The sequence below is a fragment of the Sphingopyxis yananensis genome, from assembly GCF_020687785.1.
Taxonomy (GTDB): domain Bacteria; phylum Pseudomonadota; class Alphaproteobacteria; order Sphingomonadales; family Sphingomonadaceae; genus Sphingopyxis; species Sphingopyxis yananensis.
In genome coordinates this window covers 673,020-687,850 of sequence record NZ_JAJEWI010000005.1, presented here as the reverse complement: position 1 = coordinate 687,850, position 14,831 = coordinate 673,020, and the positions used below count along the sequence as shown (strand labels likewise).

Annotated in this window: 11 protein-coding genes and 1 riboswitch; of the genes, 9 read left to right on the top strand and 2 right to left on the bottom strand. The window is 60.3% G+C overall.

Annotation, left to right across the window (positions count from 1 at the left end; all coding sequences use genetic code 11):
• Window position 1 precedes the first annotated feature (1 nt).
• Entirely contained in the window at window positions 2–1,006 is a 1,005-nt protein-coding gene (locus LKO31_RS05795; protein WP_227689189.1) for an acyl-CoA dehydrogenase family protein, read from the top strand.
• A 150-nt stretch (window positions 1,007–1,156) separates the two neighbouring features.
• Here LKO31_RS05795 and LKO31_RS05790 read toward each other — a convergent pair whose 3' ends face one another.
• Together LKO31_RS05790 and LKO31_RS05785 are read right to left on the bottom strand one after the other, a co-directional pair.
• Window positions 1,157–2,362, bottom strand: coding sequence for an acyl-CoA dehydrogenase family protein (locus LKO31_RS05790; protein WP_227689188.1), 1,206 nt, complete (start codon window positions 2,360–2,362; stop codon window positions 1,157–1,159).
• Between the two features lie 4 nt (window positions 2,363–2,366).
• On the bottom strand, window positions 2,367–3,779 hold the full coding sequence (locus LKO31_RS05785; protein ID WP_320443480.1) for an aldehyde dehydrogenase family protein: 1,413 nt from the start codon (window positions 3,777–3,779) through the stop codon (window positions 2,367–2,369).
• A gap of 113 nt (window positions 3,780–3,892) precedes the next feature.
• Between LKO31_RS05785 and LKO31_RS05780 the strand changes: the two genes are divergently transcribed.
• From LKO31_RS05780 to LKO31_RS05745, 8 genes are all read left to right on the top strand, one after another.
• Window positions 3,893–4,303, top strand: a complete 411-nt coding sequence (locus tag LKO31_RS05780) for a GFA family protein (RefSeq protein WP_227689187.1) — start codon at window positions 3,893–3,895, stop codon at window positions 4,301–4,303.
• Entirely contained in the window at window positions 4,300–6,534 is a 2,235-nt protein-coding gene (locus tag LKO31_RS05775) for a CaiB/BaiF CoA-transferase family protein (RefSeq protein ID WP_227689186.1), read from the top strand. Before LKO31_RS05780 ends, LKO31_RS05775 begins: the two co-directional genes overlap by 4 nt.
• A 329-nt stretch (window positions 6,535–6,863) precedes the next feature.
• Window positions 6,864–7,538 carry a winged helix-turn-helix domain-containing protein gene (locus LKO31_RS05770; RefSeq protein ID WP_227689185.1) on the top strand — a complete coding sequence of 225 codons (675 nt, stop codon included), beginning with the start codon at window positions 6,864–6,866 and terminating at the stop codon, window positions 7,536–7,538.
• Window positions 7,535–8,548, top strand: a complete 1,014-nt coding sequence (locus tag LKO31_RS05765; RefSeq protein ID WP_227689184.1) for a sensor histidine kinase — start codon at window positions 7,535–7,537, stop codon at window positions 8,546–8,548. Before LKO31_RS05770 ends, LKO31_RS05765 begins: the two co-directional genes overlap by 4 nt.
• Before the next feature lie 43 nt (window positions 8,549–8,591).
• On the top strand, window positions 8,592–9,734 hold the full coding sequence (locus LKO31_RS05760) for an efflux RND transporter periplasmic adaptor subunit (RefSeq protein WP_227689183.1): 1,143 nt from the start codon (window positions 8,592–8,594) through the stop codon (window positions 9,732–9,734).
• A 12-nt stretch (window positions 9,735–9,746) separates the two neighbouring features.
• Window positions 9,747–12,863 (top strand): efflux RND transporter permease subunit, encoded by a 3,117-nt coding sequence (locus tag LKO31_RS05755; protein ID WP_227689182.1) that lies wholly within the window; start codon window positions 9,747–9,749, stop codon window positions 12,861–12,863.
• Window positions 12,856–13,155 (top strand): DUF3240 family protein, encoded by a 300-nt coding sequence (locus tag LKO31_RS05750; protein ID WP_227689181.1) that lies wholly within the window; start codon window positions 12,856–12,858, stop codon window positions 13,153–13,155. The genes LKO31_RS05755 and LKO31_RS05750 overlap by 8 nt, the downstream gene beginning before the upstream one ends.
• The gene (locus LKO31_RS05745; protein WP_227689180.1) at window positions 13,152–14,489 is read left to right on the top strand and encodes a TolC family protein; all 1,338 of its coding nucleotides are present in this window, start codon (window positions 13,152–13,154) and stop codon (window positions 14,487–14,489) included. Before LKO31_RS05750 ends, LKO31_RS05745 begins: the two co-directional genes overlap by 4 nt.
• A 93-nt stretch (window positions 14,490–14,582) precedes the next feature.
• A riboswitch (cobalamin riboswitch) is annotated at window positions 14,583–14,819 on the top strand.
• Window positions 14,820–14,831: the final 12 nt, after the last annotated feature.

The window sequence follows — 14,831 nt, the reverse complement described above, 5'->3', positions numbered from 1 at the left end:
TATGGAATGGAAAGACGCTCTTGCCGCACAATTTGATCGCCTTTCAGCAGGCGCGGACATATGGTCCGCTCTGGCCGAAGCAGGCGCATTGGCCTTGCCATTCAGCGAAGCCCATGGGGGACTAGCTCTTTCGCCCAAAAATGGCTTTGCTGTTCTGGAAATATTGGGCCCACGGGCCATCGCCACACCCTATTTGGAATATATTTTGTTGGCGGGCACCCTGCTCGACCGATCCGGCGGTCCGCACGCGGCCCAATGGTTGCCACGTGTAGCGGCAGGCGAAGCTTCTATTGCTTTCGCTTCGCTGGATGACAAAGAGGCCGCCTACGCAGCCCCCGATGCGGCGGGCTGGCGCTTGTCGGGCGGCAAGCTTTTGGCTATTGGCGCGGCCGAAGCAGACGCGGTCATCATCACCGCTCAAATTGATAGCGAAGTTACGGCCTTCCTGATTCCCCGCTCGGCACTAGTGATGCATAGCTATCCGACCATCGATGGGCGACGCGCCGCCGACATATTGTTGGACGACGTCGTCGTTCCAAACGACGCGCGTCTGCCGCTGGATCCCCAAGACATTGACGACATGATCGACCTTGCCACCGCGGCCATTTGTGCCGAAGCCTCGGCCATCATGGTCAAATTGGTCAGCGACACACGGGACTATTGCGTTCAACGCAAACAATTTGATCAGGCGATTTCCAGCTTTCAGGTCATCCAACATCGGCTTGTGGATATGCATATTGCATCACGCCGCGCCGCCGCTGCCGCCGCTCTGGCGGCGGATGCTCTGGACCATGATCCTAAAGATCGGGCCAAAGCCATCAGCGCGGCCAAAGTCACCATCGCGGAGACTGGCCGCTTTGTTGGTCAAAATGCCGTCCAATTACATGGCGGTATGGGAATGACCGAGGAATTGATCATTTCACCATTATTCAAACGCTTAACTGTGATTGAAAGCGAATTTGGTACCCGCGATGACCATCTGGCGCGCTATATGGCGCTCGGCTAAGCGGACCTCCAGCTTTCCATATTGGGCAGCGCGCAAAACGCTAGACCGCCCAATATTTGCCCGAAATCACCCCTGACTTACCAACTTAGCTGCCAAAAAATTAAGGGGCGCACAACAGGCGCCCCCGACATAATAATCCTGTTGACCAGATTAAATCCGCAATTCAGCCTTCGCCAAAATCCCACGCTGAATCTCATTGGTGCCAGCATAAATGGTGCTGGCCCGTTCATTCAGATAGTGCAACGGCGCAATGGCTTGCCATATCTCGCCGCTGCAATAATCGCTGATGTCGTGATGGGGGATTGGGCCGCCGGGCATCGCAACGCCGGGTTGAAATGCCCGCGCCAGCGGGCCCGCTGCGTCCAGTGCCAATTCTGTGACACGCTGCTGCAACTCCGTGCCCAATATCTTCATCATGGACGCATCCGCGCCCGTGGGTGCCCCAGCGGACAGGCGGGATAAAATATCACTTTCCAATCGCGCCAATATATCACAACGAATACGCGCTTCGGCGATATTCATGTCCAATATTGCACGGCTTGGGCCATCAGGCTGCGCCTGAATCTGGCTCGCCAATTCGTCCAATGCGACGGCAATTTCGGGCGCATAGGCACTGCCGCCCCGTTCAAATTCCAACAAATATTTGGCGACCGTCCAACCGTCATCAATCTCGCCCAACACATTGGCCACGGGCACGCGGACGTTGTCGAAAAAAATCTGGTTTTGAATATGTTCACCAGAAGCCATGATAATGGGACGAACTTCGATGCCGGGTGAATGCATATCAATCAACAAAAAGCTGATACCCCGCTGTTTGCGGTCACTTTTCTTGGTCCGCACCAAACAGAAAATCCAATCCGCCACATTGGCATGGGTGGTCCAGATTTTCGTGCCGGTGCATATAAAATCATCGCCGTCACGCACGGCTTTCATCTGCAACGCCGCCAAATCAGACCCCGCACCCGGCTCCGAATATCCCTGACACCAAAAATGCTCGCCGCTCAGCATTTTCGGCAAGAAATATGCTTTCTGCTCCTCTGTCCCAAATCCAATGATCGCAGGACCGCACATTTTAATCCCCATGGGGGACACAGGCGGCGCGCCAGCCCGCACCCGCTCTGCCGCAAAAATATGATGCTGCACGACCGTCCAGTCGCACCCACCATATTCCACCGGCCAAGCTGGTGCCGCCCAACCCTTCGCATGAAGCTTTGCTTGCCACGCCATTTGCGATTCATGATCAGCATAAACACTGGTCATCAACTTGCCGGAACGGCGCAACTCTGGTGTTAGCTCCGCTTCGAAAAAGGCTCGCACCTCATCACGGAAGGCTTCATTTTCAGGGCTAAGCTGCATCACCTTATCCCGCCTTTGGAATGAAAATCGACTTCGGACGGGTAAATTCCAACAGCCCAGCCAAGCCATTTTCTTGCCCAAAGCCCGACTGCTTCGCCCCTGCCAAAGGGGTGAATGGGGTCGATTGCAAATTCTGGTTAATCCAGACTGTCCCCGTGTCCAAACGATGCGCGATGGCTGTTGCTGCCTCAATATCAGCGGACCAGACCGCGCCCGCCAACCCATATTCGGTATCATTGGCCCGTGTGACCACATCATCAACATCAGTAAATTTCAGCAGTGGCAATATCGGTCCAAACGCCTCTTCGACCACCACACGGCTATCTTCGGGCGGGTTATCCACCAGCGTCAATGGGATGAAATACCCTTGTTCCGGCACCGCTCCGCCTTCCAGCAAGGTCAGACCATTGGCCCGCGCATCTTCCAACAACGCCAAAACACGCCGATATTGCGGTTCATTTTGCACAGGACCAAAACGCACACCTTGCTGGGTGCCATCACCCACTGGCAATTGCTGCGCGAGTTGGTGTAATCGGTCCCGCAGCTGATCATAAATATCCGCATGAATATACAAGCGCTTTGTCGCGACACAGACTTGCGCGCTATTATGGAACGCGCCTTCAAACAATTGCTCGGCAATCAGATCTACGTCCACGTCGGGCATGACAATGGCGGCATCATTACCCCCCAATTCCAACGTAATCCGTTTCAAGTCTTTCGCTGCGGTTTCCATCACGCGACGTCCCGTTGCCGTAGACCCCGTAAAGCTAATCTTCGCAAAACCAGGGTGCGCGGTCATCAATGGGCCCAGCGCATCGCCGCCGCTGATGATATTAATCACACCGGCCGGAAATGCCTCGCGGATCAACGCGCCAATCCGCAACGTACATAGCGGGGTAAAGGGCGATGGCTTCAGCACCAATGTATTGCCTGCCATCAATGCCGGTCCGATTTTCCACGACGCTAGTAAAACGGGGAAATTCCATGGCACAATTCCGCACACCACGCCCAAGGGCACATGATGCACCTCAATCCGCCGCTTATCATTATCCTCTGTCACATCAACGGGAATATCTAACATGGTCGTGGCCTTCAGCCACATCGCCGCGCCCAAGATTTCCATCTTGGCACCAGCCAAAGGTCGGCCCTGCTCTGCCACGAACAAAGACGCCAATTCATCCGCATGGGCTTCAATCGCTTCGGCCGCTTTCACCAAACAGGCCTTGCGATCGGCCATCGGGGTATCGCGCCATGCAGGAAAGGCCAGCGTCGCGGCCGCAACCGCCGCATCCAGATCATCCGCCGAGGCATCGGGCGCTAGGGCAAAAAACTCACCAGTCGCCGGATTACGGACTTCTATCGTCGATGCCGCTAAAACCGCCTGCCCACCGATCGTCATCGCATATTGTTCGTTCACACCACTCTCCACCTGATTACAGCCCGCTGCTTGCGGATCGATTGACGGTTGCCGACTCCGTAAACTAATGCCATTAGTTAAAAGCGCAACAGCAAAGATAAATGGAGAGAGTGATGAACGAGATCAAAGGCGGGTGCAATTGCGGCGCGGTGCGCTATCAAATAAACCGCAATCCAATGACGGTGGCCATTTGCCATTGCAGCAACTGCCGGCGCCAATCCGGCAGCGCATTCTCCGTCAACGTCATCATTCCTGCGGCCGCCATGCATATCAGCGGGACCCTCACAACCTACACCGACCATGACACCGACAGCGGCCAGCCCGTCGACCGCCAATTCTGCGCCCAATGCGGATCGCCCATTTGTTCGCTGTCCAGTGCGTCTCCGCAAATAGCGATTATCAAAGCGGGAACGGCTGATGATCCGGCCCGCTTGACGCCCGCCATTCATGTCTGGACATCCACCGCATTGCCATGGGTGAATATTCCTGCGGACCTTCCTCAATTTGCACGCAATCCCCAATGACGACGCCCCACAGCTTCACAGACCGCCCATTAAGCGGCCTATATGTCATCGACCTGATCGACGGCCCATTAGCGTCTGCCACGCGCTATCTGGCGGAACTGGGCGCCCATGTAGCGCGCTTCCGCCCACCCTCAACCGCCGCCGACGACATCGCAGCCAATGCTGGAAAAATCTTTGTATCGACGCCACTTGATCTGGACCATATCAGGCAAGCAGATATCATCGTCGCACCGCCATCCTCTCTGGATATGGCGTTAATGGCCCATGCCAAGCCATCCCTAATTTTGATGGAAATCAGCCCTTTTGGCCAAAATAACAGCCTTAGCGAATGGAAAGCCAGCGATGCCGTGCTCCACGCCTTGTCCGGCGGCCTGTCTCGCTCCGGCATTCGGGGCCGCGCGCCATTGCTCCCCCCCGGCCAACTCGCGTGGCAATGTGCAGCATCCCAAGCCGCTTATGTGATGCTGGCCGCCCATTTCAAAGCCCTGCGCTGCGGAACTGGCGAACATATCGACTATTCCGCGCTAGACGGTGCGATGCAGGCACTCGACCCCGGCTATGGCATTAACGGCAGCGCCACCATGGGTCGCCCAGCTCATCTTTTATCGCGTGATCGCCCAGCGATTGGCACACAATATCCCATATTCGACTGCGCCGATGGTGCGGTTCGCATCTGCCTGCTTGCGCCCCGTCAATGGCAAGGCATGTTTCGCTGGATGGGTGAACCCGCCGCTTTTGCGGCACCGGAATTTGCCAAAATCAGCACCCGTCAGCAATCCACCGAATTGCAATCTTCGCTCGCAACCTTTTTCGCGTCGCGCCGACGTGCCGATCTCGAAACCCAAGGTCAGGCGCACGGTGTTCCAATTTCGGCCATGCTCAGTTTTTCGGAATTTGCAGCCAGCGACCAAATCGCCCAGCGCCAAGCCCTCACCACCCTCACCACGCCAAGCGGCGATCAGGTCATTGTGCCAAACGGCGTCCTAACTATCGACGGTGCCAGAATGGGCCCCGTAAACGCTGCTGCCGCAGCGCTCCCGTCCCCCCATCCCCAGTCCTTGGGTGATGAACAGGTTGAACGGCCCTTTGACGGGCTAAAGGTTCTGGACCTTGGCGTCATCGTCGTCGGAGCAGAAGCAGGACGCATGTTCTCGGATGGCGGCGCCGACGTCATCAAAATCGAAAGCACAGCCTTTCCGGACGGATCACGCCAATCTTATCTGCCCTATGGCTTGTCAGAAAGCTTTGCCGCGGGTCATCGGAACAAGCGCAGCCTTGGCCTCGACCTACGCCACGAAGAAGGTCGCGCGCTCTTTCTCGATCTCGTGCGGCACGCCGATATTCTTCTGTCCAACTTCAAACCGGGCACGATGGACAGTCTAGGCTTGGGACCCGACACGCTCTTGGCCATCAACCCCACCCTGATCATGGCAGACAGTTCCGCTTTTGGTCCGACAGGACCATGGGCAAAACGCCTTGGCTATGGCCCCTTGGTTCGCGCAGCCACCGGTCTGACCATGATGTGGCGCTACCCCGATGCAGCCGACAGCTTCAGCGACGCTGTCACCGTTTATCCCGATCATGTGGCGGGCCGTATCAGCGCATTGGGCGTGACGGCGCTCCTTATTCGCCGTTTGCGAACCCGTCATGGTGGCACCGCCAGCGTTTCACAGGCCGAAGTGATGCTGGCGCAATTTGCTCCGATGGTGATTGATCCCAATATCTATCCAAGCACCGCTTCGCGGGTCTTACCCGCCGCCGGCGACGATGACTGGTGCGTCGTCACCGCACATCCTTCTGATCCTGCGCTCACCAATTTATTGGCGGGCCAGTCGCTGACAGACTGGGTCGCCCAGCACAGCGCCATGGACGCGGCAACACAGCTTCAGGCCGCTGGCATAGCCGCCGCACCGATGCTGCGGGTCTGCGATTTACCCAATTTCACTTACGCCCGCGCACGCGGCTGCTACCGTGTCGATCACCATCCACACCTGATCGGTCCGATATATTCAGAACGCGCCACCGCCCAACATAGCGGCACCAATCCGCCAGATGTCCGCCCCGCACCATTGATGGGTGAACATAGCGAAGACGTCTTGCGCGACTGGCTCCATCTCAGCGAAGACCGAATAACAAAGTTGAAAGACCTCAAGGTCCTACAACCCACGCAGCGGGAAATATTCGAACAGATCGCCAGTTTCACTGCGTCGCATAAGCCATCGCCGCCTTGAATGGCAATCGCATTGGCTTGAGCGTCGGCGCTTAGTGTCAGTGCTTATCTTATGTCGGCGCTCATACTGCCGCCAACACAGCGCAGCACCGCCTGTACCGCACTGGTAACATCAGTGTGACGGCAATGGCGCCCGCAACCTCCAGCGGGTCGCCATTGCCAGCTTGGCCAACACAGTTCGGTCTTCGCTCACACATGCGTCCCTCCCCCGCACACGATGCCCAATTTACATTCTGGCTATATTCTGCTGAACCTTCCTATTCTTGCGTGCGACATTATGCGCTCCCCAGCATCTGATGCGCACAACAAATATTCTGGCATCGGACGAATATGGCGCGCCTGCTCATCATCGAAGACAATCTGCGATTGGCCCACATGATCGCTGACGGCCTAGCCCAGCACGGCCATCGCTGCGATATGGTCCATGATTTAGCGTCCGCCGATGCCGCGCTGGATGCAGGATATTTTGACGCGCTTATCCTCGATCTCGGCCTGCCCGACGGCAATGGACTCGACTGGCTACGCAGCCGCAAAGGGAGCAGCGAACCGCCCGCCCTCATCCTCACCGCGCGCGCCGCGCTGGAGGACCGCATCATGGGGCTAGATGCTGGGGCCGACGATTATCTGGTCAAACCCTTTGCCCTCGACGAACTGGCCGCCCGTCTACGTGCTTTGCTGCGCCGCCCCGGCCCGCGCGCCAGCAACGTCATGCGCGTTGGTTCGATCGCCTATGACATGCAACAACGCACCGCGACCATCGACCAACATCCACTGACGCTCACACGCCGTGAAGCTGACATGCTAGAATTGTTCATGCGCCACGCGGGACAAGTCGTCCGGCGCGAACTCATCGAAGGCACACTCTACAGCTTCGACGATGCCGTCACCCCCAATGCCATAGAGGCCACCGTATCGCGCCTACGCCGAAAATTGGACGATGGCGGCGCGCTGGGCCAGCTTCATACCGTGCGCGGTGTTGGATATTTGCTCAAAGACGCCGCATGAAACCGCCCGAATCCATTTTACGCCGCTTGATGCAAAGTCTGGCGATTGTGTCGGCCATCGGCATGTTTTTGATGCTGGTGTTCATCTGGGTCGAATATCAAATCTCGGTCCTGCATATATTCGACCTCACGCAGCTTCGCCAATCCGCCCATGAACTGCTGGAACATGTGGTCCTCCCCATGATCCTTTTGTCCATTCCCATGGCCTTTGCTGGGCGCTGGGCCATCCGACGCGGCGTGCGCCCGCTGACCGAAGCCGCCGAACATATCAACGCCGCCAGCGACCAACCACGCGGCGTGCGGGTCGACACCTCCACCCTGCCCATCGAAACCGTGCCTTTCGCCGATGCGGTCAATCATTTGCTGGACCGCGTTGACCATGCCGCCGCCATGCACGAAGCCTTTGCCGCCGACATTGCGCATGAATTGCGCACCCCGCTCACTTTGCTTTCCCTCCAACTCAACACGCTGGATGACCCAAAGGCCGCCGCCATGCGCGCCGACATCAACGCCATGCGCCGCCTGATCGACCAGCTGATGCTGCTCGCCCAAATTGACGCGCAAGACGCCGCCTCTATCCCGCCTCGTATCGTCGATTTGGTTGATGTCGCGCGCGATGTCGCGGCCCAAATGGCCCCCGCCGCCTTGGCCGATGACAAAAGGATCGAGCTTTGCGGAGCCCAATCCGGCACCATCTGGGGCCGCCGCGAAGCAGTGGCGGCGGCGCTGCGCAATTTGGTGGAAAATGCCCTGCGCGTTACGCCATCGGGCAAGGCCGTGGTCATTTATGCCGACGCAGCAGCCGAACTGGCGGTGCGCGACACCGGCCCCGGCCTGACCCAAGCCCGCTATGATATGCTGTCCAAACGCCTGCGCCGCTGCGACCATGCCAGCCGCGACGGCGCGGGTCTGGGCCTGTCCATCGTGTCCCGCATCATGGCCTCGCATGGTGGGCGGGTGGCGGCCGATGCGGATATCCGCGAACTGCGCCTGATCTTTCATAAAAAATAGCGCCCGTCAGGCGTCTGTCAGGCAACATCGATAGCAGGCCCTCATGACACAAAAAAAATGGCTTATGGCCGCCATTTTCGGCGCGCTGGCTCTCGCTCTTGCATGGTGGTTCAAACCGGCTGCCCAGCCGGCAAACGACTCCGCTAAACCGCAGCATAGCCCGCAAAGCGCCGCCTCTGAGCAGTCCGCTGAACCGTCAGAAATCCCCCTCAGCGCCCAGCAAGTCCAATCGCTCGGCCTGCAATTCGCTGCCGCCACCGCCGCCGATATGGTGCCCATCGCCACTCTGCCCGCGCTCATCGCCCCGCCGCCCAACGCCCGTGTGGCGGTGGCCGCCCAATTGCCCGGCATCGTCACCCGCATTTTTGTGACAGAGGGGGATATGGTCAAAGCGGGCCAAATTCTGGCCAGCGTTTCCAGCCGCGATCTGGTGTCGCTGGGCGCCGAATTGTCGCGCGCCCGCGCCCGCCTGTCGGTGGCCGAAGCCAATGCCAAGCGCATCAAGCAGCTCAGCAACGAAGGCATCATCGCCCCCGCCCGCGCCGACGAAGCCGACGCCGCGCTGCGCGAAGCCCAAGTCAATGTGCAGGAAAACGCCCGTCTGATGGGTATGACCGGCGGTGCATCTGGTGCTGGCGGTTATGCCCTCACCGCGCCCATTTCGGGCCGGATCAGCCATCTCGCCGTGGAAACGGGCAAAGCCATTAACCCCGACGCCGCCCCCTTTGTCATCGACGGCGCTGGCCCGCTTCAGGCCGTCGCCCAGCTTCCCGAACGGCTGATCGACAGCGTCCATGCCGGAATGCGCGTCGCCATCGCGCCCGATGTCATCGGCGAAGTCATGGCCGTGAACCGCTCGCTCGACGCCGAAACGCGCAGCGCCACCCTCACCGCCCGCTTGCCCGCCGCCGCCGCGCTGCGCGCTGGCCAATCGCTCAGCCTCGCCGTCATGGGCCCCGCTCCGGCTGACGCGCTGTCGGTGCCCGCCACCGCCATCATCCGCATGGGCGACCAGCATATGGTCTTTGTAAAAAGCAATGGCGGCGTCACCCCGCGCATCGTCACCATCGCCGATGGTGGCCGCAGCCCCAGCGACACCCGCACCATCTTGTCGGGCCTGAAAGCAGGCGAGCAAGTGGCCATTTCTTCCGTCAGCGAGCTGAAATCGCTCAGCCGCGCAGACTAAGGCACCCCCATCATGCTGCGCTCGCTTGTCGCTTGGTCCCTATCCTATCGCTTGCTCATCTTGGCTTTGGCCGCGATTCTGGCGGGCGTCGGCACCTATGCCTTTCTAAAATTGCCGGTCGATGCCTATCCCGACATCGCCCCCACCCAAGTTAAAATCATCCTCAAGGCCCCCGGCATGACGCCCGAGGAAGTCGAAGCCCGCGTCATCACCCCCATTGAAATGGAAATGCTGGGCATTCCGCGTCAGCAAAATCTGCGGTCCATGGCCAAATATGCCATTGCCGACATCACTATTGATTTTGACGACGGCACCGACATTTATTGGGCGCGCCAGCAAGTGGCCGAACGTCTGTCCGGCGTCATGGGCGACATGCCCAGCGCCGTAAACGGCGGCCTTGCGCCCATTTCCACGCCGCTGTCGGAACTGTTCATGTTCACCATCGAAGGCCCCTTGTCGCTCGAGGACAAGCGCAGCCTGATGGACTGGACCATTCGTCCCGCGCTGCGCACCGTCGCCGGCGTGGCGGATGTCAATGTGCTGGGCGGCTATGCCCGCGCCTTCGAAGTCCGCCCCGACCCTGTCGCCCTTGCTGCGGCGGGTCTGACCATATCCGACCTGCAAACCGCCATCCATGCGGGCAACCGCAACGACGGCGCAGGCCGCCTGACCGAGGGCGAAGGCGCGCTCATCGTCCGCGCGGTCGGCGCGGTCAAAAGCGTGGAAGATCTGCAAGAACAGGTCATCCGCTCGTCTGGCTCGCGCGTCGTGCGTCTGGGCGATGTCGCCGATGTCACCATCGGCAGCATCACCCGCTATGGGGCCGTCACCCGCGACGGCAAGGGCGAGGCCGTCCAAGGTCTGGTCATCGCCCTGCGCGGGGCCGACGCCCGCTTAGTCGTCGAAGGCGTCAAAGAACGGCTGGACAGCCTGCAATCCAGCCTGCCCGCTGGCACCAGCATTGACGTTTTTTATGACCGCTCCGACCTCATTTCCCGCGCGGTGGGCACGGTGGAAAGCGCCTTGCTCGAAGCGACGATCTTGGTCGTCATCCTGCTCATCATCTTTCTGGCCGACTGGCGCGCCGCTGCCATCGTCGCCATCGTCCTGCCGCTCTCGGCGCTCATCACCTTCATCACCATGCGCTCGGTGGGCCTGACCGCCAATCTTATGAGCCTTGGCGGCCTTGCCATCGCCATTGGTATCTTGGTGGACGGCGCGGTGGTGGTTGTCGAAAATATTGTCGAACGGCTGCGCCATGTCGACGACAAGGACCACCGCCCCCGCCTCAATCATATTTTCCGCGCTACCAGCGACGTCATCGTCCCTGTTTCGGCGGGCATATTAATCATCGCCTTGGTGTTCCTGCCGCTCCTCACCCTCGAAGGGCTCGAGGGCAAGCTGTTCGCCCCCGTCGCCCTCACCATCATCATCGCTTTGCTGGCCTCGCTGGTCATCGCGCTGACCTTGGTTCCGGTTCTGGCATCCTTGGGCCTGAAATCAGGCCATCATGCCGAACCATGGATCATGCGCCAATTGATGCCGCGCTACCGCCATTTGCTGGCGGGTGCGTTCGCCCGCAAAAAATTGGTCTATGGCTGCGCCGCAGGCGGCCTCGCCATTGCCGTCATCGCTTATGGTGCGGTGGGAAAAACCTTCATGCCGACGATGGACGAAGGTTCGGTGGTCATGCAAACGGCTAAATTGCCCAGCGTCAGCTTGGACCATAGCGTCAAAATGGATCTAGCTGCCCAGCGTGCTATCCTCAAAAATGTCCCCGAGGTCACCTCTGTCATCACCCGCGTCGGCACCGACGAAATCGGCCTTGACCCGATGGGCCTTGGCGAAGCCGATGCTTTCGTCACGCTCAAGCCCCGCGAAGAATGGCGCGGAACCAAAGACGATATTGTCGAATCCATGCGCAGCGCCATGCATCAATTGCCGGGCGCCGAGGCCAGCTTTACCCAGCCCATCGAAATGCGTGTGTCCGAAATGCTGACCGGCGCACGCGGTGATTTGGCGATTAAAATCTTCGGCCCAGATCTGGCCACATTGTCCACCCTCGCCGCCGACATTCAAACCACGCTCAGCGGCATCTCCGGCGCATCCGAAGTGATGACCATGGCCAATGACACCGTCGATTATCTCGAAGTCGACATCGACCGCCTAGCCGCTGGCCGCGCGGGCATGCCCATCGACGCCCTGCAAGACGCCATGCGCGCCAAACTCGAAGGCTTGGACGCTGGCATGGTCGCCGAAGGACAGCGCCGTACCCCCATTTTGATCAAGGGTGACGACAGCCTGCGCAGCGACCCAGACCGTTTCTCTGATCTGATGCTGCGCACCGCCGACGGCAATTTGGCCCGCGTCAGCGACCTCGCCCGCGTCTCGCGTGTCGAAGGGCCGGTGCGCGTCGACCATGAAAATGGCACCCGCTATGCGTTGGTTCAGGCCTTTGTATCGGGCCGCGACCTTGTCGGCTATGTCGACGAAGCCAAAGCCGCCGTCGCCCGCGACGTGCCCTTGCCTGCGGGCTACAGCTTGGTTTGGGGCGGCCAATTTGAAAACCAACAACGCGCATCCCAGCGCCTGATGCTGGTCATTCCGGCGGCCTTGCTGCTGATCTTCTTGGTCTTGTTCGCCACCCTGCGTTCGCTACGCGCCTCAACGCTCATCTTGGTCAACATTCCCTTTGCTATGGTTGGCGGTATTTTATCGTTGTCGCTGTCGGGACAATATCTCTCCGTCCCCGCGTCGGTCGGCTTTATCGCCTTGCTGGGCATTGCGGTGCTGAATGGCCTCGTGCTGATCTCCTGCTTCCGCCAGTTGCGGGACGAGGGCTATTCCATGGCCGACACCGTGCGCCTTGGCGCGGAACGCCGCCTGCGTCCCGTCCTCATGACCGCCAGCATCGCGGCTTTCGGTCTGGTGCCGCTGCTCTTTGCCTCTGGCCCCGGTTCGGAAATTCAGCGCCCCTTAGCCATTGTGGTGATCGGCGGCTTGGTGACATCCACGCTTCTCACCCTCATCCTGCTGCCCATCCTCTATGAACGCTTTGGCGAAAGCAGCTCGTCGCAAGCAGACGGCACCACCGATGCAGCCCCCAACAAGGATGCCCAGCATGTCTGATGTCCTCCTCACCCTCTATTGCGCTGCTGCGGACGGCGAATTGATCGCCGACCATATCGGCGAAGCGCAACAAACCATGGTCCATCTGCGCAACGAGCAAGTGTTTGGCCGCGACTTCGCCGACGCCAGCCCATCCGAACGGGTCATGGGCCAATTGCGCCGCTGCGCGCTCGAAGTGATTGTGCCGCACGATGCCATTGCCCCCTTGGTGGCCAGCATCAACGCCTTGGGCCGCGCCGCGCCCGTGCGCTGGCACACCGTCCCCATTTTGTCCGCAGGACGTTTGTCATGATTTTCCCTACCCCCATCCGTCAGGCGGCCTCCGCCCTGCTAGCCCTCACCAGCCTATCCGCGCTCACCGCCCCCGCGCTGGCCCAAATATCATCGGCTCCGCTGCCCAACGCAGCCGCGCTTTCACCCAGCGACGCCCAACGCCCCGACCTGCCGCCCAATGAACTGGTCGCACAGGCGCTCGACCAACATCCGGCTGTTCTGGCCGCCGAAGCCCGCTTTAACGCCGCTCAATCCCAAGGCGAGATGCTGCGTGTCGGCCCCCATGAAACAGAGGTTGCGGCCAGCATCTCGCGCCGCGACATCCAGCTCGAGGGACAATATCAAGATTTCGACCTCAGCGTCTCCCGCCCGTTCCGCCTGCCCGGCAAAGCCGCGCTCGACCGCCGCGCTGGCACCCTCACCGTCGATGTCGCACGCAGCCAGTGGGCCGCGGTCCGCCACCAAGCGGCGTTGATGCTGGGCGAATTATGGACAGAATGGCTCACCGCCCATGCCTTGACCACGTCCGACGCCGACGTTGTCGCCGGTCTGGAACGCGCATCGGGCGCAGTTCAGCGCCGCATCACCCTGCGCGACGCCGCCGCCTTGGACGGCGACCAAGCCTCCGCCGCCCTTGCGCTGGCCCGCGGTATCTTGTCCGAATCGCAGGCCCGCACCATTGCTGCCCGTGCCAATCTGGCCGCTCATTTCCCGTCGCTGCTGCTGCCCATCACCCCGCCGCCGCTGGGCCGTCCCCACGCCGCCAGCGATACACTCGACACGCTGCATCAACGCAGCCTGTCGGTCAGCCATGACGTCGCCATCGCCCGCAACGAAGCCGACCGCTTATCCGTGCTGGCCGACCGCGCCCGCGCCGACCGCATCGCCGACCCCAGCTTTGGCCTGCGCCTGTTCAGCGAACGCAGCGGTATGGAAAAGGGGGCGGGCATCACCGCCTCCATCCCCTTGGGTGGCCGCTACCGCAAACGCGCCAGTGACGAAGCCGCCGCACAGGCCCGCGCCGCTGGTTTTGCACTCTCCGCCGCCCAGCGCAGCACACAGGCCAATGCCAGCGCCAGCCTCACCAACGCACGCGCATCTTTGTTGGTCTGGGAAAAAATGGCCGAAGCCGCCACCCACAGCGCCAAATTATTTGAACGCACCGCGCGCGGCTATGCTTTGGGCGCCATCGACATGGCCGACACCCTCTATACCCAGCGCCAATATCAAGAATCGCAGCGCAGCGAAATCAACGCGCGCGGCGCGGCGATCAAGGCGCTGCTAAAATTGGAAATCGACGCCCACCAAATTTGGGCACCCCCTGCCAGCCCCCCAGCCGCCGCAGCGCCCTAATCACGCCCCGCACGCCTTGCCCCAGCCCACCCAAAATGCTTGGCATCGCGGCCAACTGCCCCTATGGGTCGCCGCGAACAGACAGGATATTGTCTGAATATTGATCGCGCCGGTGCCCTTCGGGGCTTAAAAGGGAAGGCGGTGCGGATGCCTCGGCATCCCAATCCGCAGCTGTCCCTGCAACTGTAAGCGGCGAGCTAGATGCAAAGGTTTGGGCATTTTTCGGCTCAGACAGCCACTGGTATCGGGCCCGTCACGGCCCCACTGGGAAGGCTCTGCATCAAGCCTTGACCCGCGAGCCAGGAGACCTGCCAGCGTCTGGTCGCTCTTGCTTTGGCTCAG

Excerpts from the sequence above, each read along its gene's own strand:
- LKO31_RS05765 (WP_227689184.1), top strand. The coding sequence starts at position 7,535 with ATGAAACCGCCCGAATCCATTTTACGCCGCTTGATGCAAAGTCTGGCG.
- LKO31_RS05790 (WP_227689188.1), bottom strand. The coding sequence starts at position 2,362 with ATGCAGCTTAGCCCTGAAAATGAAGCCTTCCGTGATGAGGTGCGAGCC.
- LKO31_RS05775 (WP_227689186.1), top strand. The coding sequence starts at position 4,300 with ATGACGACGCCCCACAGCTTCACAGACCGCCCATTAAGCGGCCTATAT.
- LKO31_RS05795 (WP_227689189.1), top strand. The coding sequence starts at position 2 with ATGGAATGGAAAGACGCTCTTGCCGCACAATTTGATCGCCTTTCAGCA.
- LKO31_RS05770 (WP_227689185.1), top strand. The coding sequence starts at position 6,864 with ATGGCGCGCCTGCTCATCATCGAAGACAATCTGCGATTGGCCCACATG.
- LKO31_RS05750 (WP_227689181.1), top strand. The coding sequence starts at position 12,856 with ATGTCTGATGTCCTCCTCACCCTCTATTGCGCTGCTGCGGACGGCGAA.
- LKO31_RS05780 (WP_227689187.1), top strand. The coding sequence starts at position 3,893 with ATGAACGAGATCAAAGGCGGGTGCAATTGCGGCGCGGTGCGCTATCAA.
- LKO31_RS05760 (WP_227689183.1), top strand. The coding sequence starts at position 8,592 with ATGACACAAAAAAAATGGCTTATGGCCGCCATTTTCGGCGCGCTGGCT.
- LKO31_RS05755 (WP_227689182.1), top strand. The coding sequence starts at position 9,747 with ATGCTGCGCTCGCTTGTCGCTTGGTCCCTATCCTATCGCTTGCTCATC.
- LKO31_RS05745 (WP_227689180.1), top strand. The coding sequence starts at position 13,152 with ATGATTTTCCCTACCCCCATCCGTCAGGCGGCCTCCGCCCTGCTAGCC.